The sequence below is a fragment of the Hymenobacter cellulosivorans genome (assembly GCF_022919135.1).
GTDB lineage: Bacteria > Bacteroidota > Bacteroidia > Cytophagales > Hymenobacteraceae > Hymenobacter > Hymenobacter cellulosivorans.
Map to the genome: position 1 here is coordinate 5,791,638 of NZ_CP095049.1, position 19,998 is coordinate 5,811,635.

Consider the following 19,998-nt stretch of genomic DNA (forward strand, 5'->3'; position numbering starts at 1 on the left):
GCGGGCTTTTTTTATGACTTAGCAATAAGGGCGAGGTTACTTACCCGCAAACTTCTTGCGCAGGTCCACTATCGTGTTGCGGAAGTTTTTGTCGGAGTCAATCAGGTCTGAAACGGTCTGCACGGAATGGATGACGGTGCTATGGTCGCGGCCGCCGAAGTGGAAACCAATGCTTTTGAGCGAGTGGCTGGTGTGTTCCTTGGCGAAGTACATGGCCACCTGCCGCGCCGTCACGACTTCCTTCTTGCGGGTTTTGGCCTTGAGCAAATCCAGGGAAATCCCGAAGTACTCGGCCACGGTTTTCTGGATGAAGTCCAGGTTGACCTCGGCCTCTACCTCTTCGATGATGTGGCGCAAAGCCTGCTTGGCCATTTCCAGGTCAATTTCCCGGCGGTTCAGGCTACTCTGGGCCACGAGCGAAATCAGCACGCCTTCCAGCTCCCGCACGTTGGTATTCACCGAGTGGGCCAGGTACTCCACCACCTGCGGCGGAATGTCGATGCCATCCTGCTCCATCTTGTTCTGGATGATGGCCATACGGGTCTCGAAGTCGGGACTCTGCAAGTCGGCGGTCAAACCCCACTTAAAGCGCGACAGGAGTCGGTCTTCCAACCCGTTCAAATCGCGCGGCGGCCTATCGGAGGTCATCACGATTTGCTTGCCGGCCTGGTGCAGGTGGTTGAAGATGTGGAAGAACATCTCCTGGGTTTTGTCCTTGCCCGAAAGAAACTGCACGTCGTCCAGAATCAGAATATCGACCAGCAGGTAGAAGTTGGCAAAATCCTGCACCCCATTATTGCGCAGGCTCTCGATAAACTGGTTGGTGAACTTCTCGGCCGAGACGTAGAGCACAAACTTATCGGGCGAAGTGGCCTTGATGTGGTTGCCAATGGCCTGCACCAAATGCGTTTTGCCCAAGCCCACGCCGCCATAGATCATCAGCGGGTTAAAGCTGGTCGTGCCCGGCTTGTTGGCCACGGCAAGACCGGCCGAGCGGGCCAGGCGGTTGCAGTCCCCCTCCACGTAGTTCTCAAACGAGTACGTGTTGTTGAGCTGGGATTTAACGTAGTTCCGGTCGATGGCCTTGGTGGCTTCGAACGGGTTGCGCAGCATATCGGGATTAGCCGGAGCCGCGGCGGCAGCAGCTACGTTACGGGCCGAGCCTGTCAGGGCACTGGCGGCAATGGCCGCGGCGGGTGTCGCGGCCTGGGTAGGCGCGGCTGCCTTGCGGGCCGTCGGGATATTGACCGTACGGGGCTTGTTCTGACTGTTGCCCTGGTCCACGACAATAGAGTACTCCAGCCGCCCTTCCGGCCCGAGTTCCTGGTAGATGCCTTTCTTTAATACATCGACATAGTGCTCCTCCAGCCATTCGTAGAAAAACTGGCTGGGCACCTGGATGATCAAAACGTTATTGTGGAGCTGCACCGGCACGATTGGCTCAAACCACGTGCGGAAGCTCTGCTCACCAATATTAGCCTTGATGACGCGAAGACAGTTGGCCCATACAGTTCGGCAATCCTTCAGCATCAATTAGTTAAGACAAAAGCAACAAGTGCTTAGCGGGCGGACAATAGGGTCAGAAACGGTCCTTTTCAGAGCCGTTTTTTCTAGGGGGAGACAAAAATGTGGAAAAGTCAGGACACAAAAAAACGCTGTTTTTCTTGCTTTTCTCACGCCACCGTCACAGGCACTACGGCTGAGTTGGCTACGGCCAGGCGTTTGGCCCCGTGCTCGAAGCTATAGTCGAGGCGGCCGAGGTGGATGCCCGACCAGCCCACCTGATTAATCAGGGTTTGGTGGCCACCGGAACCCAGGATTACGTCAGGCTTCTCCAAAAAGGTATGGGTGTGCCCGCCCAAAATCAGGTCGATGCCGGGCACCTGGGCCGCCAGCTTGTGGTCGTCGATTTTGGCGCTTTCGTACTTGTAGCCCAGGTGGGAAAGGCAGATAACCATGTCGCACCGCTCGGCGCCGCGCAGCGTAGCTACCATGGTCTGCGACACGGCCACGGGGTCGAGGTACTTGGTGCCACCGATGTTGCGGTCCGAAATCAGGCCCTGCATTTCGATGCCGATACCGAATACGCCGATGCGCATTCCGGCCTTTTCGAACACTTTGTAGGGCTTGAACTGCCCAGCCAGAATAGTCTGAGAAAAGTCGTAGTTGGCAATCAGGAAGGGAAAACCGGCGTTGGGCAACTGCTTTTTCAACCCTTCCAGGCCGTTGTCAAAGTCGTGGTTGCCCAGGGTGCTAGCGTCGTAGGCCATCTGGGTCATGAGCTTGTACTCCAGCTCCCCGTTGAAGAAGTTGAAGTAAGGCGTGCCCTGCCAGATGTCGCCCGAGTCGAGCAGCAGTACGTTGGGCTCCTGCTTGCGAATCTGCTCAATCAGGGTAGCACGCCGGGCCATGCCCCCCATACCGGCCCACTGCGCACTGCCTTCCGGAAACGGCTCGATGCGCGAATGCATGTCGTTGGTGTGCAGAATGGTCAGGCGCACGTTTTTGGTATCGCGGCCTACCGCGGGCAAACTCAGGCCCATCAGGCCCAGGCCCGCAGCCCCCAACGACGTATGCTTGAGAAAATCGCGACGATTCATGGTGTTAATGTGCTAGTTGTTAATGTGCTGCTGTGCTAACGTGGTTTGAATGTGAGAAATGTAAAAATGAGCTGGTGTCACCCTTTTAATGAGTATCGTGGGTGGTTTACGAACCTCCCATCAGCACATTTTCACATGGGCACATTAGCCTCACATTACTTTCACTCTGCCTTCGACTTTGGCTTCTACTGGTTTGCCGGCTTTAGTCAGGCTGCGGATATGGTCGACGATGGCCGTGCGCAGGAGCACACCGGTGCTGCGGGGCTTGATGGCTTTGAAGAACACCATCTGGTCGCCGCCGCCAGCCAAATAATCGGAAATGGCAATGGTGTAGGTGCGAGTCGGGTCGAAGGGCTTGCCGCCGATAAGCACGTTGGTGGGCTTGCCGTCGGCCACGGTATACGTCACGTTCGACAGCGCCATCTTGATACGGGCGGCGTAGTTGAGCATTTCCTGCATTACGGGGCCAGGCGTGTCGAGCACGACCAACTCGTTTTCAAACGGCATCAGCTCGAAGATAGAGCCCATGGTAATGGGGCCGGCGGGCAGGGCCGCGCGCAGGCCGCCGTTGGTCATCACGCCCGCGTCGATGGGTTGGCCCAGGGCCTGACTGGCCCGCTCCCGCTGCACATCGGCCACCAGGTTAGCCAGCGGCGACTCTCCACCATTCTTGGTAATGGCCACCGGCGCCACGCCCAGCACTTCGGTCATCTGCTGGGTGACGCGCTGCTTGTAGGGCTCAATAGTGGCAGTAGCTTTGGGGTCTTCGGGCAGCGCTTTAGTGACGGGCTGGCCGGTGACGGGCGCCAGGGCGGGCGTGGCCTGGTAGGCGCCACGCTGGCAGCCGAAGGTAAGCGAGGCCGCCAGCAGAATGCTCAGAGCCGAGACGTTAGGGCGAGGAAAAGACATGCGGGTTGGAATATACGGAGGGCAAAGGTACGGCGGCGGCGCTTATTTGGTGAGGATAACGCCGAACATAACGGGGTAGTGCCAGCGGTTATAGTCAATTCTGGCAACGGCAAGAAAGCCGGGCAAGCGCCTCGGCATAGCATTGCGCACAGGGCAGCGGTTGTCGATTTGGTGCTGCAGGGTATCGTCGGAAAGCTGCATGAGGTAGCGGGAGTGGAAATCCGTTCGGACCTGGGCCCCAAATGAAATAGCGGCCAGCCACAGCTTCAGCCAGGCTAAAGACCTTGACATGAGCGCAAAAACCGGCAGATGCATACACCCTCAGGTATTGGAGTACTCCCAAGCTGGTAACGCTACGGCGAAAACAATGGCGGCCAATTCCGTTGCGTGGTGGCCGTTCTAAGCCCAATCCGGTATCTTTAACCCGTCCGATCCGCCAGCTCCTTTTTCTGGCAACATCACCCTTCCCATGGCCGATACTCCGCACGCTACGCCCGTTTCCTTTCCCGAATTTGCCCCCATCAGCACCGCGGCCTGGCAGCAGCGCATCAGCCGTGACCTGAAGGGCGCCGACCCGGCGACGCTGGAATGGCACACGCCGGACGGCTTGGTGGTGCAGCCTTTTTATCACCGCGAAGCCCTGGAGGCGCTGCCGGCCCCCGGAGTTATTACCAGCACCAGCACCGATTGGCTAAATGTGCCCACTTACGCCGTAGGCGCTGCCGACAAGGGCCACGCGGCCATCGACCGGGCTGCCGACGCTTTGCAGCGTGGGGCCGACGGGGCTTATTTTGAACTAACCGACGCGGCGGCTTTCGATGTAACCTACCTGCACGATAAGCTGCCCCTGGCCACTACCTACGTTGGCTATTCCATCCGGCTGGGCTCAGCCAGCTTTGTGGAACGCCTGTTGGCCACGGGCACGCCCACGCTACGCGGCTTCCTGCGCTTCGACCCCGTGACGGACCACGCGCCTGACTTGCCCCACCAGTTGGCTGAGCTGCGCACGGTACTGGGACTCACCCAACACATGCCTGACTTTCGAGCTCTGACGCTCAACGGAGCCTTCTTTGCCAACCGTGGTGGTACTGTTACCCAGCAAATCGGGTTTGTGCTGGCCGCCGCTGCTACGTATCTGGAGCAGCTGCCATCGGCCGACGTGACGGCGGCGCAAGTAGCGGCAGCCCTACAGGTGCAGGTGGCCCTGAATCCGAATTACTTCTTTGAAATAGCGAAGTTGCGGGCCCTACGACGCCTGTGGGCCACGCTGCTGCACGCCTTTGAGCTGCCAGCCGACCTGGCTCCGGCCCTACCCATTTTCGCCGTTACTTCCACTTGGTCGCAGACCACGCTGGACCCGCACACCAATCTGCTGCGCGTCACGACCGAAACCATGGCCGCCGTACTGGGTGGCGCTACGGCCGTCAGTGTGGCGCCGTTTGACCGGCTGTACCAGGGACCCAATGAGTTTTCGAGTCGTTTGGCCCGCAACCTGCCCGTAATTCTGCGTGAAGAAGCCGGCCTGAACCGCGTGGCCGACCCGGCCGCCGGCTCGTATTATCTGGAAACGATTACCGACCAACTGGCCCGGGAGGCCTGGGCGTTGTTTCAGCGGGTAGAAGCTGCCGGTGGGCTACCTAGCGCCCTGGGCATGGTGCTGCAGGAGCTGCACTTGGTGGCCCAAAGCCAATTTCAGCGCATTGCCTCCGGGGAGCAGGTTATTGTGGGTACCAACCGGTTTCAGAACCCTCAGGAGCAGTTCGACTACAACCCCAAGCGCCTGCTGCGCAGCAAAGATTTCGACTCGACCCGGGCCGCGTATCCGTCGGAAGTGCTGCGGCTGGCTACGGCCCTGCACTTCCAGCGCCGGGAGAAAAAGCGCCGCCGCGCGGCCGTAGTGCTGCTGGGCACCCACACCAATCAGCACATTCTGGAGTCGTTTCTGCGCCTGCTGCCGCAGCAGGAACGGCTGGCATTGAAGGCCAGCCACCCCGAAGGCACGCTCTCGGTACTGTTCTCGACGCCCGAAGCCGCCACGCTCATGTACGCCACCCCCGACCAGTTTGGCCACTTTGCCCGGGTGGTATGCCGGGTGCCCGTAGATGAGCCCGACTTTATCCCTCCCACCCTGCTCACCGCCGATCTGGACACCATGCAGGAAGCCGTGTCGCTGTTTGGGTTCAAGGAGTTCAACGTGGAGGGTTATAGTACCGAAGACGTTTTGGCCCGCTTGCAGGGCCGGCGCTAAACCCAAAAGGTCCGGTAGCAAGCTTGCTACCGGACCTTTTGGTAGGGACGAGGCCGGGTTACTTTGTGAAGATGTACTCCAGCACCACCACGGCGCTGCGTACCGAAGAGCCAGAAGTATAGGTTGAGGGGCCAAAAACATTCTCGGCCCGAATTCCCAGGCCAATCTGCTGCCCGTTGGGCAGGTGCATTTCTGCACCTAGCCCACCACCTATGCCAAAGTTAAAGTTGTTGTACTCACCCAGTAAGGGACTGACAACAGGCAGCTGGGTGGAGCCCGAGCTTAGCGTATAGACCTTTTCGTCCTTGCCTACATGCAGCAAGAAACGGACAGAAGGGCCGACCTCGGCATAGGGGCGCACCACGCCGTGCCCGACCGAGTAGCGCACCATTGCTGGCACTACCAGATAATTAAGCTGCAGCTCCGTTGACTGCTTGCTGGCTATTGTCGGGAAGAAATTATGATCAGAAGTGAACGTACGGCTCCGTTCATAGATCAGACCCGAGTGAATAGTAAACGGGGCTCCTTTGAAACCAGGCGTAAACACGGCTGCCAAGCCGGCGGAGATATAAGCATTGCCGCCATACTTCCAGTGTACTTCATCTTCTCCGGTGTTTTTTCCCAGTATTAACTGGTTAACCACTGACACTCCACCTACGACGCCCAGGGCGAGGTTGCCGTGCTGGGAATTGGCTTTAATGGCTGCTCCAGGCGCCACACAAGCATTGTACTTGAGCACAATCTTCCCCAGTTCATTGACCCCGAACCCAACATATTTGGCCTTGCGGGCTTGCTCCGGACAGCTCTGAAACGCCTTGGCTAGCGTGTCTTGGTAGAGGCGCTGAGTAACTACAAACTGCTGCTCTCCCCGTCGCACCGTGTTCGTGCGCTGAATTAGCTCGACCATTTTGCCGGGTCGGTAGCCACTAATAAAGAACCGAGGCTTACCCTCGTAGCTCAGCGCATACAAAGTCAGCGGGCCCCGAGTAACCACCTCTAAGTAACGGGGCACCAGCACCGTGGCTGTATCTGCGGAGCGAGGCACCAGCTGGTTTTCATAGGTTAAAAACGGGGAGCCGTACCCCCGTAGCTCTCCAACCTTATAGGTTTTTGTTTCGGTTTGGCCGGTGGCTTTAAACTCGCACTGCAGAGCATTGCGCTGGGCCCGACCCAACACGATAGTGCCCCGTACCGTGTCGCCGACTAGGGGTACGATGTAGCCTTTCTGCGGGCCGCCTTGGGCCTGAACAGCATGCGGAGTAAGTACTGGGGCTGCTGCTAACAACAAGAAAGTACACGTATATTGAGAAAGTAGGGTTTTTATCATTCAATTATTGAATAATATGTGAGTAATACCAATAGTCAAATATAGAATAAATTCCTGTGGTTGCTAATAGGATTGGAAATATTCTTTCCGTCTAAACCCAGTATCTTTCCTGCCACATTTCGCTTCCGACCACCCGGCTTACCGCTTGCCCCGATGAAACCCGACTTCGCCCACATTCCTTATAACGCCGCTCCCCTGCCCCCGTTGGCTTCCGCTACGGAAGGCACTCCTACGCCCGAGGGTATCACGGTGAAAAGTCACTACGCGGCCGAGGATGTGGCCGGCCTCGACCACCTGGGTTTCGGGGCGGGCACGGCGCCTTATCTGCGCGGCCCCTATGCCACGATGTACGTGCAGAACCCCTGGACCATCCGGCAGTACGCGGGCTTCAGCACGGCCGAGGAATCCAACGCTTTCTACCGCCGCAACCTGGCCGGGGGCCAAAAGGGCCTGTCGGTAGCCTTTGACCTGGCTACCCACCGGGGCTACGACTCCGACCACCCCCGCGTGGAAGGCGATGTGGGCAAGGCCGGCGTGGCCATCGACTCGGTGGAGGACATGAAGATCTTGTTCGACCAGATTCCGCTGGACCAGATGTCGGTGTCGATGACCATGAACGGGGCGGTACTGCCGATTATGGCCTTTTACATTACCGCCGCTGAGGAGCAGGGCGTAACGCCCGACAAGCTGGCGGGCACCATTCAGAACGACATTCTGAAGGAGTTCATGGTGCGCAACACCTATATCTATCCGCCCGAGCCGAGCATGCGCATCATTGCCGACATCTTCGCCTACACGGCGAAGTACATGCCCAAGTTCAACTCCATCAGTATCTCGGGCTACCACATGCAGGAAGCTGGGGCCACGGCCGATATTGAGCTGGCCTACACCCTGGCCGACGGCCTAGAGTACGTGCGCGCCGGCCTGGCCGTGGGCATGGACGTGGACCAGTTTGCGCCCCGCCTCTCCTTCTTCTGGGCCATCGGCATGAATCACTTCATGGAAATTGCCAAGCTGCGGGCCGGCCGCCTGCTGTGGGCCAAGCTCATGCAGCAGTTCAACCCCCAGAACCCCAAAAGCCTGGCCCTGCGCACCCACTGCCAGACCTCGGGCTACTCGCTTACCGAGCAGGACCCCTTCAACAACGTGGCCCGCACCGCCATCGAGGCCCTGGCCGCGGCCCTGGGCGGCACCCAGAGCCTGCACACCAACGCCCTCGACGAGGCTATTGCCCTGCCCACCGACTTCTCGGCCCGCATTGCCCGCAACACCCAGCTCTACCTCCAGCACGAAACCGACATTACCCGCGTCGTAGACCCCTGGGGCGGCTCCTACTACGTGGAAAGCCTGACCCACGAGCTGGCCGACAAAGCCTGGGCCCTGATTCAGGAAGTGGAAAGCCTGGGCGGCATGGCCAAGGCCATTGAAACCGGTTTGCCCAAGATGCGCATCGAGGAAGCCTCGGCCCGCAAGCAGGCCCGCATCGACTCGGGCAAGGAAGTAGTGGTGGGCGTGAACAAGTACCGCCTCACCGACCGGCAGCTGGGCGAGGAGCAGCAGATCGACGTGCTTGACATCGATAACGCCGCCGTGCGCGAGTCCCAGATTGCCCGCCTCACCAAGATCAAAGCCGAGCGGGATAATGAGGCGGTAAAAGCTGCCCTGCAAGCCCTGACGGATGCGGCCCGCCAGGGAACTAACAACGAACAACCAACAACTAGCAACTTACTGGAGCTAGCCGTAAATGCCGCCCGGCTGCGCGCCACGCTGGGCGAGATTTCCGACGCCCTGGAAGCCGTGTACGGCCGCCACCAGGCCACTATCCGGGCTATTTCGGGCGTGTACTCGGCCGAGATGAACTACGACGAGGAGTTTGCCAAGGCCCGGGCCGCCGCCGATGCCTTTGCCGCCGCCGAGGGCCGCCGCCCCCGCATGATGGTCGCCAAAATGGGCCAGGACGGCCACGACCGGGGTTCCAAGATCATTGCCACCTCCTTTGCCGACGTAGGCTTCGACGTGGACATCGCGCCCCTGTTCCAAACACCCGCCGAAGTAGCCCGCCAGGCCACCGAAAACGACGTGCACGTAGTGGGCGTGAGCAGCCTCGCTGCCGGCCACAAAACCCTGATTCCCCAGCTGATTCAGGAGCTGCGGCAGCTCGGCCGCGAAGACATCCTCGTCATTGCCGGCGGCGTCATCCCCGCCCAGGACTACGACTTCCTCTACAATGCCGGCGTCGTCGGCGTCTATGGACCGGGAACGGTCATTGCCGTGGCGGCCCAGGAGATTCTGCGGAAGCTGGAGGAATAAAACAGAATACAAAAGCCGGGTCTTTCACCTGGCTTTTGTATTAAAGACAAGTTTAGCTATGTAAGGTCATGGATAAGGAGGTAGCCGCGCAACGTATTGTTCAGGAAATTCTAACCGAGTTTAGACTGAATAGTAAAGGCGAAAGTGAGGCCAAGATTTACACCTCTCAGGGTGAAATGCCTAAGGAGGAAATGCTTTATGCTTATATAAAAAGCCTAGACTTAGGATTCTCTCCCACAGAGGAAAGCAGCAAACAGCAAATATCCGTTGATATCAATATCCCTCAAGAATATATTGATACTGTATTCCTGGAAGAGATTCTATCAAGCACTGAAAGATTTATGGATGCTTGTGGCTTTGAATATAAAGCCGAGGAAAAGCCAGTCTATGGATCTTTTTTTCAGAGGCTATTTTTTTGGACGAAAAGTCCCAAAACACAGCAAGAAGTTCAAGAAGTATATGCTAAAGGCAAAGCTGCTTTAGAAGCTAACTACTTAGGAAAGCCAGTGGCAGAAGCCACCTCACAATTGTCAACTGCAGCGGCGCAACTGATAGCTGCCTGTCAGAATGTAGACGAAATTGTTCTTCGTACAGGAGCTATCATCTTAGTTAAAACAAAAAAACCGGGGATAGAACTGTCATGAGCGTAGAAACCGTCTCCCCTAAACTAATGACGTATTTGGATGAAAACCCAGGCTTGCTGAAAGACCCCAGACTAGTCTATCATTTTCTAGAACAGTTACCCCTTTCTCTAAAAAAGGTGACTAGTAATACAGTCCAAGAAAATGGGTAGAATGCCGCAGTAGTCAGATTTATCCCAGCAGCTGTAAGACTTAATGCTCTTGGTGTTTTAAAAAAGACTTACTCTATCGAGAGTAGTAATATTTACTCACACGAATACATCCATCGGGATCAGCAGCACTATCTCGCAGAATCATTTGGTGCGGAGTCAGTAGCCTTACATCCATTTTATTAGGATAACCAGATGGCTTTCCAAGGCTTTCCGGCTTGGCATAACCTATTTTAATCAGCTGAGGGTCAATAATACGCCGAATAACTAATTGATTGTTTGTCCAAGTGTAATCGTGTATTTCACGTACACTGCCTGAATACACCCAGCTTTTTTCGCCAATGGTAAGGAATGCTCCTGCTTTCATTGGTTCAGTACCACCGCTTATGAACTTATGGTTAGAATTATAAAAGTCGCCGCCCGTTGAGTCATAGTGCCATAAACCTATCAAATCTGAAGGTTGCGGCTTGATAATTTGCAGAGAAGACTCTTTTGACTCGCACGCCGCAATAAATAAGAAAATAGCGCAAGAGAAGCTCAAGTTCTGTAGTAACTGTGACGCATTCATAAAAACCTCTTTATCGAGTAATAACTGTGTAGGTAAAGCTAAACCAAAACTTCCTTGATGGAATACGGCTCTGGTTACGCAAACGACACATTGTCTTTGCCCCAGCCCGCCCACCAGCGGGCCGGTTTCATTTCTACCCTCGCCCCCGCCGCTTCGTACGCCACTCACGCTGCTTTGAAGCTGCTTCACACTGCTTAGAAGATCATTCACGGTCCTTAGAACGTGCTTCACGGGTCTTAGAAGGTCGTTCACACCGCTTAGAACGTGATTCACGCCTGTTAGAAGGTCGTTCACACCGCTTAGTAAGGCCTTTGCGCTGCTTAGAAGATCGTTCACGGCCCTTAGTAGATCATTCACGCTGCCGTGCAGAGGATTTGTACCGGCGTTGCTCCTGTTTGTCGTGGCAATAGGCCGCTACATACCGTGTTGGCTTATAGACTATTGACGACGCGTCAGGCTTTATTTACTATTACGTGCAGTATCCATTTTCACTATTCTAATCATATGAGCAAGAAGAAGCCCGAGGTGCGGCAGTACCTCAGCACCGACAGCAAAATGCGCCAGGATATGCGCACCATGCACGGGCATTATCTTACCGATCTGGCGGCCTTCACCGCCTTCAATCCCACCTTTACCGCCGCCTTCGGGCAGCAGTGGCTCGCGGCCCTGGAAGCGGCCGAGCAAGCCACCTCCGGCACCACCCTGCGCGGCGACCTGAAAGAAGACACCCAGACCGTGGAAAGCCTCATGGAACAGGCCCGAACCCAGGTGCAGGCCCTGTTTTACTACGTGGAGCAGGCCTTTCCCAAGAACCCCGGCCGCCTCGACCAGTACGGCAAAAAGCAATACACCCAGGCCCGGCAAAAGCACGACAAGATGCGGGCCCTGCTGCCCACCGCCCTCAGCGCCGCCACCCGCGACCTGACCGAGCTGAGCAAGCACGGTTTCACGGCCGCCAAGCTCGAAGCCCTGGAACAGCTCACCAAAGACCTCGACCGCGCCGACACGGCCCAGGAAATCCGCAAGGGCGCGAATACGGAAGGCTCGAACGACTACGTGCGCCTGCAAAACCACGCCTACAGCTTCGGCCAGCAGCTCAGCAAAGCCGCCAAACGCGCCTTCGAGTCCGACCCACTCAAGCAGAAGCGCTACCGCCTGGCCGAAGCCGAGGTAGCAGTCGGCAGCGCCGGCCCCAAGCCGGGTGTGACCGCCAAGTAGCCCGGCCATACTATCTACTATTTTCCCCGGCTTCTCTGGCTTTCTTTTCCCGTCTGCTTTTTTCGTCTGTCTTCCTGGGGCGCAGCCGAAGGACCTTCCTCCCATACCCCACTAAGGCCACTGCCAACGTGCTAAACGCCCACGGCTACTACGTCTACATCGTCACGAATCCGGCCAAGACCTCGGTCTACACCGGCGTGACGAATGATGTGCGCCGCCGGATGCAGGAGCACTTCGACAACCGGGGCAACCCGAGCACGTTTGCCGGGCGCTATTTCTGCTACAACCTAGTGTATGTGGAGTTTTGCGAGCACGTCGAGGGTGCTATTGCCCGGCAGAAGGAGATTAAAGGCTGGACGCGGGCGAAGAAGGATGCGCTGATTGCGGTGGCGAATCCGCAGTGGCTGACGCTGAATTATGCGGAGCTGTGAGCTTTTTGCGCGTTGAATGGGCCTTGTCACTTAGAGGAGGAAGGTCCTTCGCTGCGCTCAGGATGACAGACGAGGGAGGGACCTTTGTGATTCACTACCAAGGGCTTTTTTATATCAAAATAATCTTCTGTCATCCTGAGCGCAGCGAAGGACCTTCCTCGCCTACCCCACTAAGGCTACTGCCAACGTGAAAAAGCCCTTTACCAGCAGATGGTGAAGGGCTTTTGTACATTGATAACAGGGCTATACCGTCAGCCACTCGCCATCATTGGGCACGTGGGCTTGGGCGGTGAGGCCCTGCTGGGCCAGGTAGGCGCGGGTGGTAGCGCGGTCTTCGGCGCAGTGGTTCACGGCTTCCAGGTGTACGGCGTACACGGTGGCTTGCGGGGCGTGGCGGGCCACCTGGGCTACGTCGGCGGCGGTCATGACGATGGGGCCGCCTTGCAGGAACTGGGCGGCGCCGGCGTTGACGATGATAGAATTGGGGTGGTAGAGGTCGAGGGCCTGCTGCACTTCTTCGCACCAGATGGTGTCGCCGGCGATGTAGAGGCGCTGCCCCTGGGCTTCCACCACGAAGCCCGACACGGTGCCCATCATCTTGCCAATTTCGCCGGTGCCGTGCTGGCCGCCGGTGCGGAAGAAGCGGATGCCTTCCCAGTCGAGCTGGGTGTCGATGTGCCGCACCTGGGTAAAGCCTGCCGCTTGCAGGGTTTCCACGTCGGCGGGCTGGCAGAGGATGGGCAGGTCCTTGGGCAGCAGCTGTTGGGCTACCGTGTCCCAGTGGTCGAGGTGGGTATGGGTGAGCAGCACCGCGTCGAGGGAAGCCAGCAGGGCGGGCAGCTCAGTGGCGGCAAAGGGCAGGTCGGCGGTGGGGTTGCGCACGGCGTTGGCCGTCTGCGGTATCGGGTCGTACTGGGCGCGGGGCGCCAGCAGCGGGTCGACGAGCAGGGTTTTGCCGGCTACTTGGAGCAGCAGCGTGGCATTGCGAATTAATTGAACTTGCATGTGAAAAGCGGGTTAAGTTGCAGTTACGGGACCAGTCGGAACCAGCTTCTTCCGAACAAGTCAAAAGTACCCGGCCCCGGCCCGCCGCCCAAGAAGGTTACCTGCTGGTAACCTGTTCACCTTTTTGTTTCCTACTTCCTTTGCCAGCCATGCGCCATACCTACCACGACGTCGAATTTTGCGCCACCCGCGTGGCCCTGGGTATGCTGGCGGGCAAATGGAAGCCCATCCTCTTCTTCCACCTGTTTGCCGGCCCGCGGCGCTTTACCGAGCTGTGGCGCGACATCCCAAGGGTGTCGAAGAAAGTGCTGCTGGAGCAGCTGCGGCAGCTGGAAGCGGCGGGCCTGGTGGAGCGAACCGTGCACAACGGCTTCCCGCCCGAAGTCAGCTACCAGCTCTCGGCCAAGGGCGCTGAGCTGGGCCCCATTCTGCACCGCCTCGACCAGTGGGCCGTCAAGCACATCGAGGGAGTGGTGCAGATTTCGTAAGCGCCACGACCCTGCGCCGAACCAGCCCCGCGGCCAAATTTTCGGGCTACTTTTGCTCGCTCAACTACCCTTCTGCTCCCTATGCGCATCGACGAACTAGATCAGGAAGACGCCGACATTGATTGGTTTGCTGTGGACGGCCAGGGCCACATCCTGCACGTGGCCTCGGGAGGTGGCATCCTGCCCGAATCGGTGGCGGCGTCCCAGGAGGTGCTGCTGGAGCTGCACCAGTACTTCCTGACGTTGCCCAACGCTACCACGGCTGAGGCCGCTGAAGTGGAAGACGGGGCCGAGGAAGCAGGCGGCTACCAGAGTTTTGCCCGCTACGCCCAGCGTGGCCTATTTTCATTCGAGAAAACCCGCCTGCACGAGCGGGCCGACACGCGCTACCATCTGGTTGCCCGGCCCCTGCTGCCCCTTACCATACAACAGCTGCCCAAACGCCTGGCGCAGCTGCTGGCCCGCACCCAGCTGCCGGGCAGCGTGGCCATGCTGCGCACCCTCGACGCCGCAGCCCTGCTATAACCAGTCGACCCGCCTAGCTCCAACCCTTTTCAGGAGTTGCAGGTAGGCGGGCCGGGCCAGAGTTAGGTAAGGGTCGTCTTAGCGAACCAGCAGCGGGGCCGTAGCCATGGTGCCGTTGCCGAGCGTGGCGCGCAGCTGATAAACGCCGGGCGCAAGCCCGTCGAGGGCGACGGGGCAGGTGCCGGCTACGGCGGGCAGCACCTGCTCGCGCACGGGGCGGCCCAGCGCGTCGCTGAGCACGAGGTGGCCGCCACCAACAGGCAGCGTGAGGGTAGTCGTGCCTGTGGCCGGGTTGGGATACAAGGCCAGGCTGGTGCGCGCGGCGGCCGTACGGCTTAGGATGCTGCCAGCCGTGAGGCGGGCCAGAAAGACGTTGGTGCCGGTGTTGGGCGAGCTGATGGGGCCGAACGTCACGTTGCCGCCCACCGCGCCGGTTAGGAAGACGTTGCCGGCCGCGTCGGTTGCCACGTCGGAGCCGCTGCCGCCATCGTTGAAGGTGGGACCAGTTACGCTGCCGGCCCAGGCCACGCTGGCCTGCTGGTCGTAGCGCACCAGAAACAGGTTGTAGGCCCCAGAAGGTGCCGTCAGGGTCGTGGTACCGAAGCGGATGGACGACTGGAACGTACCCGTAACGTAGAGGCCACCCCGGTTATCGAAGGCTACGCCGCTGCCCATGAGGAAGGTCGGGCCGACGGGCTCTACGAACCGCTCCCACAGTAAAGTACCCTGGACATCGAAGCGCAGCAGGTACATACTGGACGCTTGCTGCTGGCTGATGCCCACGACGGCAATGTTACCGGCCGCATCGAGGGCCACGTCGGCCCCGGATTCGGCGCCGGCGCCACCGGCCGAGCGGGCCCATAGCGGGGTGCCCTGGGGGCTGTACTTCACCAGGTAGAGATTGTCGTTGGGCGTGGCGCCGGAGTTTAGCGTGAACGTGCCAAAGGTGCTGATGCCCCGTTGGGTACCCGTTACGAAGGCGTTGCCGGCCGCATCGACGCTGATGCCCCGTCCGTTGGCGCCGCCACTGTCGTTGCCGCCGTCCTGGCGCAGCCACTGCAAGGTGCCGGCCGCATCAAACTTGGCCAGGTAAGCACTCGACGCAAAGGCCCGGACAACGGTGGTCGAGCCAAAGTTCAGGCTGCCCCCGGAGAAGCCACCGGACAGGTAAACGTTGCCGGCGGCATCGGTGCCGGTGTTCACTTCCATTAGCACGCTGCCGGTTTGCATGCCACCGCGGCGAATCCAGAGCAGGGTGCCCTGGGGGTCGTACTTCACCAGGTAGGCATCGGTGACGTCGGCGGGTGCGGTCAGGGTGGTGGTACCAAACTGCAGCTGGTTGCTGAAGCTGCCACTGAGGTACACGTTGCCGGCGGCATCCACCGAGGTATAAGCCCGCTGGTTGGCCTGGCTGGAATTGCTGGTGCCCTGCCGAACCCAGGCCACCGAGCCATCGGGGTTAAACTTGGCCACAAATACGTTTACGGCATTGGCCACGGCGGAGCCAACCAGCGTGACACCCCCCAGCGTGAAGTCGCCGCGGAAATAGCCGCTGACAATCTGGCTGCCGTCGGGGGCCACGACTACCTTGGCTCCCTGGCTGCCCAGGCTAGGGCTGGCGCTCGGCGCTACGGCGCGCACCACGCTGCTCCAGGCTGGGGCTACCTGGGCCTGCACGGCCTGCGGGGCCAGGCTCAGCGCGGCGAGGGATGCTAGAAAAATGGAGGGAACAGTAGAAAAACGCATAGTCGCGAAGCTAGAGGTACAAAGAGGGCTGTAAAGGTAAGGGTCCGCGCAGGGCTTTTTCGTTGCATCAGGCTACCCCTTTTTCCTTGTGGGTGGGAGCAGACGGAATCAATCCGGCCACGCCGGGCCGGTTCTGCGTACGGGAGTCTACTAGTTACTTCTTTTCGAACCACTCGCAATGGAACCCAACCCTATTATTCCGGCCGGCGTGTTTGCCCGTATCGAGCACCAAGGCCAGCACCTGACCGTAGTCAAAATACAGGAAGCCTACCCGGGCGATGTTGCGCACTTGCAGCAGGAGCTCAGCTCGGCCCTGCAGCTCGGTCCCGAGGCAGCGCTGCTGGTGCTGCCCATCGAAGGCCCACCCATCATCAGCCAAGGCCGGGCCGAGCAGCTCTACAACGACTACCTCTCTACTAACACTGCCGCCGTGGCCGAGCAAACCTGGCAGCCTATCTGGGACTAGCAGGGCCACATTATTTTACTGTTACGTATTTCCTTCTTCCACACTCCTAAAAAGGCCTGGCTGCTTAGCTAGGCCTTTTTTTAGCGCCAGCAACCAGCACCAGCAGCCAAGCAACCTTTGGGGGCGCATTAGGCTCCCACCAGCACCACCGAATGGTGGTACCTTGCCCCACTTTCCTTTTTCACTTATTCTTTTTATGCGCCTTATTACTCTTCTTACCGGGCTATTCCTCAGCGCCGCTTTCGAATCGGCAGCCCAAACGTCGTGGTCTGCTTCGCCCGCCGGCCCGGCCCGTCACCATACGTACCCGCAGCCTGGCCAGCCCGCTGCCCCGGCAGTAGCCCGCCGCCCGACCAGCGCCTCGAAGGCAGGCCGGGCCGTGCACCACACCTGGGACTCAAGCTCCAACAGCTGGACCAAGGCTACCGTAGAAACCTACGGCTACGACACCCAGGGCCACCTGACCCAGGAAACAGTGGCTGACTCCGCCACCCAGACTCCCCTGTACCGCAGCCTTTACAGCTATGACGCCCAGGGCCTGAACACCGAGGAAGTGTACCAGAGCTGGAGCGGCACCGGCTGGGTTAATACCGGCCGCTTCGCGGCTACTTACGACGCCTACGGCAATATCACCGAGCGTCTGTACCAGGACTGGCTCGGCTCGGCCTGGGCTACCAACGACGGACACCGCTACCTGCTGACGTATAACTCGGCGGGCGTGCTCCTTACTGAAGTGGTGCAGGACTTCGACACGGGAAATTTTGTCAACTCCCAGAAGCTGACGTACACCGTATCGGCTACGACCAATGAGTGGACCTCGATGGTACGGCAGGACTGGGAGCAAGGCGCGTGGCAGGATGCAGCCCGCTACACCTACACTTGGTACGACTGGAGCAAGCGCCTGTACGCTACGCTCCTTGTGGAGTATAAGTCACAGAGCCAATGGGAGCCAGAGGCACGCTACACCTACGTATTCGGAGCCAATGGCAGCTTCGTCGCAACGGGCGAAGAGGCGCTTGCGTCGGGGAACTGGCAGAACTCCGTCCGCGAAAAGCACACTTTCGACGCCCAGGGCAACAACACGGAATACCTCTCCGAGGAGTGGCGCAACAATGCCTGGAGCCTGGAATATGGCCAACGTTCGATGCTGCGCTACGCGGCCACGGGCGAAGTGCTGCGCCTGCTAACGCAGGTATATGAGCCCAGCCGCGCCACTACCTACGTCAACTCCAACCTGTACACCTACTCGGCCTTCGTGCTACTGAGCAATAAGCGCCAAACGGCTAAGGCCCTAGTTGCCGAGGCTTACCCCAACCCCACCACCGGCTCGGTGACGCTACGCTGGGACGGAGCGGCCCGCACCGCGGCCGTGCTCAACCCAATGGGCCAGACGGTGCGCACCGTACAGCTGCCCGCTAGCACCACGACCCACACCTTCGATATGAGTGCGCTGCCCGCCGGCGTTTACTCGATTCGTCTGCAAACTGCGGCCGGTACCGCCACCCAGCGCCTGGTTAAGCAATAAGCAACCTCGGTCTTGGTCAGCAGCCTTTTGGTCCGACTACTTCCTTAGCAACAAAAGAGCCCGGCTGTGTAGCCGGGCTCTTTTCTTACCATCAACCTTGCGAGCCGTGACTAGCGGACCGTGAGGGCCGCCTGGGCTACTTCGCCGGTGGTGAGCGTGGCGCGCACCTGGTATAGCCCCGGCGTGAGACCTGCTACCGATAATAACTGAGGCTGGGTAGTGGCAGCAAAGGTTTGCTCGCGCACCTGTCGGCCCAGGGCATCGGTTATCGTTACCTGCGCGCCGGCGGGCAGCACTAGTTGCGTGTATGCAGAAGCGGGATTAGGGTATAAGGCTAGCGCAGCGCCGACGAAGCGGGCAGTACTCAGAGGCACACCAGCTGTAAGTCGGGCCACGTACGGAACCATAGGACTCCCATTGAACGTGCCTTGCCGGACGGAGGTAATGCCTCCAAAGCTAACGGTACCGCCCACGGCTCCGGTCACGAAAATATTGCCAGCAGCGTCTGTGGCGACATCCGAGCTATTGCTGGCAGCATCCTCAGCAGGGCCCCCTACCTGGTCGGCCCACAGCACGTTACCGGCCGCATCAAACTGCGCCAAAAACAAGTTCGTACTATTGCGGCCGGTGCTCAGAGTGGTAGGGCCCACTACAAGCCCCTTTTTGAAAGTACCCGTCACGAAGAGGTGGCCCCGGCTATTAAAAGCCACGGCCTGGCCTACCCCCGTGCCGGTAGCGACAGGAACCATTTTTCGCTCCCAGAGCCGGTTGCCTTGCCCATCGAAGCGCGCGAGGTAGGCACTCTCATTGTCGGTGGCACCACTAATGGCTATTTGGCCATCACCGGTCACGGCAATACCACGGCCTGCGTCGACGAAGAGGCCTCCCGCTTGCTTAGCCCACAGTACAGTGCCTTGGGGGCTGTATTTGACGACGAAAATATCCTGGGCCATGAAGCTTGCTCCTTCAAGCGGAGTTAGCGTAACGCTCCCGAAAGTACTATGGCTAAAGAAGTCGCCGACCATAACCGTGTTGCCTGCCGCATCGGTACCAAGGTCCCACACGTACGCTCCACCCCGGTTATTGCCTCCATCCTGGCGTAGCCACTGCAAGGTGCCCGCCGAGTTGAATTTGGCCAGGAACACAGCTTGGTCAGGGCTGGAAATCTTGGTAGTCGAGCCAAAGCTCAGGTCGGTGCCGCTGTAAGTTCCCGTCACCAGGACATTGCCACTGGCATCAACGGCAGTGGCAATATTGCCCAAAACTCCTCCGGTAGTTAGCCCTCCGGTGCGCGACCACAGCAAGTTGCCCTGGGCATCATACTTACGCACGAATACTTCCGACAATGCGGCGGGCGCCGACGTGAGGGCTGTAGTGCCAAACCCAAGCCGCCCCCGGAAGTTGCCGCTGAAGAAGCTGTTGCCCGCCGCATCAACACTGACATGGGTACGCTGGTCGTCCTGGCTGGAGCTGCTGCTTCCCTGCTGGCTCCAGGCTAGAGTGCCGTCGGGATTGAGGCGGACCAGAAACATCTGGACGCCCTGGCTGCCACCAGGCGTGGAGAGGGTGACGCCGCCAATAGTGAGGTGCCCCACAAAGGTGCCACTGGCCAGCGGGTTACCATCGGGAGCCACGGCAACTCGTTGGGTCTGCCCGATACTGCTTGAGTTAAGGGGGTAGGCCCGCAGCAAAGCATTCCAGGTTGGAGCCACTTGGGCCTGGGCAGGTAGAGCAGCCAGGCCCAGGATAGCCAAGGCTATGCGGGACGAAGAGAACAACGGAAACATAACCGCGGCAAGTAACAAGGTGAACCACAAAGGTGGTACAATATATTGCATCCCC

Annotated in this window: 18 protein-coding genes; 9 read left to right on the plus strand and 9 right to left on the minus strand. The window is 59.0% G+C overall.

The window, feature by feature from the left end:
• Window positions 1-36 precede the first annotated feature (36 nt).
• The 4 genes from dnaA to MUN80_RS24475 all read right to left on the minus strand — a co-directional run bounded on the left by dnaA (window position 37) and on the right by MUN80_RS24475 (window position 3,800).
• Window positions 37-1,530: a chromosomal replication initiator protein DnaA gene (gene dnaA / locus MUN80_RS24460; RefSeq protein ID WP_244717310.1), complete on the minus strand. Its 1,494-nt coding sequence runs from the start codon at window positions 1,528-1,530 to the stop codon at window positions 37-39.
• A gap of 143 nt (window positions 1,531-1,673) precedes the next feature.
• Window positions 1,674-2,600: a bifunctional metallophosphatase/5'-nucleotidase gene (locus MUN80_RS24465; protein WP_244717313.1), complete on the minus strand. Its 927-nt coding sequence runs from the start codon at window positions 2,598-2,600 to the stop codon at window positions 1,674-1,676.
• A 150-nt stretch (window positions 2,601-2,750) separates the two neighbouring features.
• A complete protein-coding gene (locus MUN80_RS24470; protein ID WP_244717316.1) occupies window positions 2,751-3,509 on the minus strand; it encodes a 5'-nucleotidase C-terminal domain-containing protein in 759 nt (252 codons plus the stop codon).
• A 42-nt stretch (window positions 3,510-3,551) separates the two neighbouring features.
• A complete protein-coding gene (locus MUN80_RS24475) occupies window positions 3,552-3,800 on the minus strand; it encodes a hypothetical protein (protein WP_244717319.1) in 249 nt (82 codons plus the stop codon).
• Window positions 3,801-3,978: 178 nt separating this feature from the next.
• On the opposite strand from MUN80_RS24475, the gene MUN80_RS24480 reads away from it, so the two are divergent.
• A complete protein-coding gene (locus MUN80_RS24480) occupies window positions 3,979-5,757 on the plus strand; it encodes a methylmalonyl-CoA mutase family protein (RefSeq protein ID WP_244717322.1) in 1,779 nt (592 codons plus the stop codon).
• Window positions 5,758-5,815: 58 nt separating this feature from the next.
• Here the strand turns inward: MUN80_RS24480 and MUN80_RS24485 are convergent, their stop codons facing one another.
• A complete protein-coding gene (locus tag MUN80_RS24485; protein ID WP_244717324.1) occupies window positions 5,816-7,045 on the minus strand; it encodes an outer membrane beta-barrel protein in 1,230 nt (409 codons plus the stop codon).
• Between the two features lie 192 nt (window positions 7,046-7,237).
• Between MUN80_RS24485 and scpA the strand changes: the two genes are divergently transcribed.
• Both scpA and MUN80_RS24495 read left to right on the plus strand, forming a co-directional pair.
• Window positions 7,238-9,394 carry a methylmalonyl-CoA mutase gene (gene scpA / locus MUN80_RS24490; protein ID WP_244717326.1) on the plus strand — a complete coding sequence of 719 codons (2,157 nt, stop codon included), beginning with the start codon at window positions 7,238-7,240 and terminating at the stop codon, window positions 9,392-9,394.
• A gap of 68 nt (window positions 9,395-9,462) precedes the next feature.
• On the plus strand, window positions 9,463-10,038 hold the full coding sequence (locus tag MUN80_RS24495) for a hypothetical protein (protein WP_244717328.1): 576 nt from the start codon (window positions 9,463-9,465) through the stop codon (window positions 10,036-10,038).
• A gap of 222 nt (window positions 10,039-10,260) precedes the next feature.
• Here MUN80_RS24495 and MUN80_RS24500 read toward each other — a convergent pair whose 3' ends face one another.
• On the minus strand, window positions 10,261-10,941 hold the full coding sequence (locus tag MUN80_RS24500) for a hypothetical protein (protein ID WP_244717330.1): 681 nt from the start codon (window positions 10,939-10,941) through the stop codon (window positions 10,261-10,263).
• A gap of 315 nt (window positions 10,942-11,256) precedes the next feature.
• On the opposite strand from MUN80_RS24500, the gene MUN80_RS24505 reads away from it, so the two are divergent.
• Window positions 11,257-11,970, plus strand: a complete 714-nt coding sequence (locus tag MUN80_RS24505) for a hypothetical protein (RefSeq protein ID WP_244717332.1) — start codon at window positions 11,257-11,259, stop codon at window positions 11,968-11,970.
• Window positions 11,971-12,098: 128 nt separating this feature from the next.
• Complete coding sequence (locus tag MUN80_RS24510; protein WP_244717334.1) at window positions 12,099-12,401, plus strand: GIY-YIG nuclease family protein; 303 nt, start codon at window positions 12,099-12,101, stop codon at window positions 12,399-12,401.
• A 243-nt stretch (window positions 12,402-12,644) separates the two neighbouring features.
• Here the strand turns inward: MUN80_RS24510 and MUN80_RS24515 are convergent, their stop codons facing one another.
• Window positions 12,645-13,406, minus strand: coding sequence for an MBL fold metallo-hydrolase (locus tag MUN80_RS24515; protein ID WP_244717336.1), 762 nt, complete (start codon window positions 13,404-13,406; stop codon window positions 12,645-12,647).
• 149 nt (window positions 13,407-13,555) lie between these two features.
• Here MUN80_RS24515 and MUN80_RS24520 point away from each other — a divergent pair, with 149 nt between their 5' ends.
• Together MUN80_RS24520 and MUN80_RS24525 are read left to right on the plus strand one after the other, a co-directional pair.
• A complete protein-coding gene (locus tag MUN80_RS24520) occupies window positions 13,556-13,894 on the plus strand; it encodes a winged helix-turn-helix transcriptional regulator (protein WP_244717338.1) in 339 nt (112 codons plus the stop codon).
• An 81-nt stretch (window positions 13,895-13,975) separates the two neighbouring features.
• Window positions 13,976-14,419 carry a hypothetical protein gene (locus MUN80_RS24525; RefSeq protein ID WP_244717340.1) on the plus strand — a complete coding sequence of 148 codons (444 nt, stop codon included), beginning with the start codon at window positions 13,976-13,978 and terminating at the stop codon, window positions 14,417-14,419.
• A 78-nt stretch (window positions 14,420-14,497) separates the two neighbouring features.
• Here MUN80_RS24525 and MUN80_RS24530 read toward each other — a convergent pair whose 3' ends face one another.
• Window positions 14,498-16,165 (minus strand): T9SS type A sorting domain-containing protein, encoded by a 1,668-nt coding sequence (locus MUN80_RS24530; RefSeq protein WP_244717343.1) that lies wholly within the window; start codon window positions 16,163-16,165, stop codon window positions 14,498-14,500.
• Window positions 16,166-16,343: 178 nt separating this feature from the next.
• On the opposite strand from MUN80_RS24530, the gene MUN80_RS24535 reads away from it, so the two are divergent.
• Window positions 16,344-16,631 (plus strand): hypothetical protein, encoded by a 288-nt coding sequence (locus tag MUN80_RS24535; protein ID WP_244717346.1) that lies wholly within the window; start codon window positions 16,344-16,346, stop codon window positions 16,629-16,631.
• Between the two features lie 196 nt (window positions 16,632-16,827).
• Entirely contained in the window at window positions 16,828-18,156 is a 1,329-nt protein-coding gene (locus MUN80_RS24540) for a T9SS type A sorting domain-containing protein (protein WP_244717349.1), read from the plus strand.
• A 110-nt stretch (window positions 18,157-18,266) separates the two neighbouring features.
• Here MUN80_RS24540 and MUN80_RS24545 read toward each other — a convergent pair whose 3' ends face one another.
• Complete coding sequence (locus tag MUN80_RS24545; protein ID WP_244717352.1) at window positions 18,267-19,943, minus strand: T9SS type A sorting domain-containing protein; 1,677 nt, start codon at window positions 19,941-19,943, stop codon at window positions 18,267-18,269.
• Window positions 19,944-19,998 lie beyond the last annotated feature (55 nt).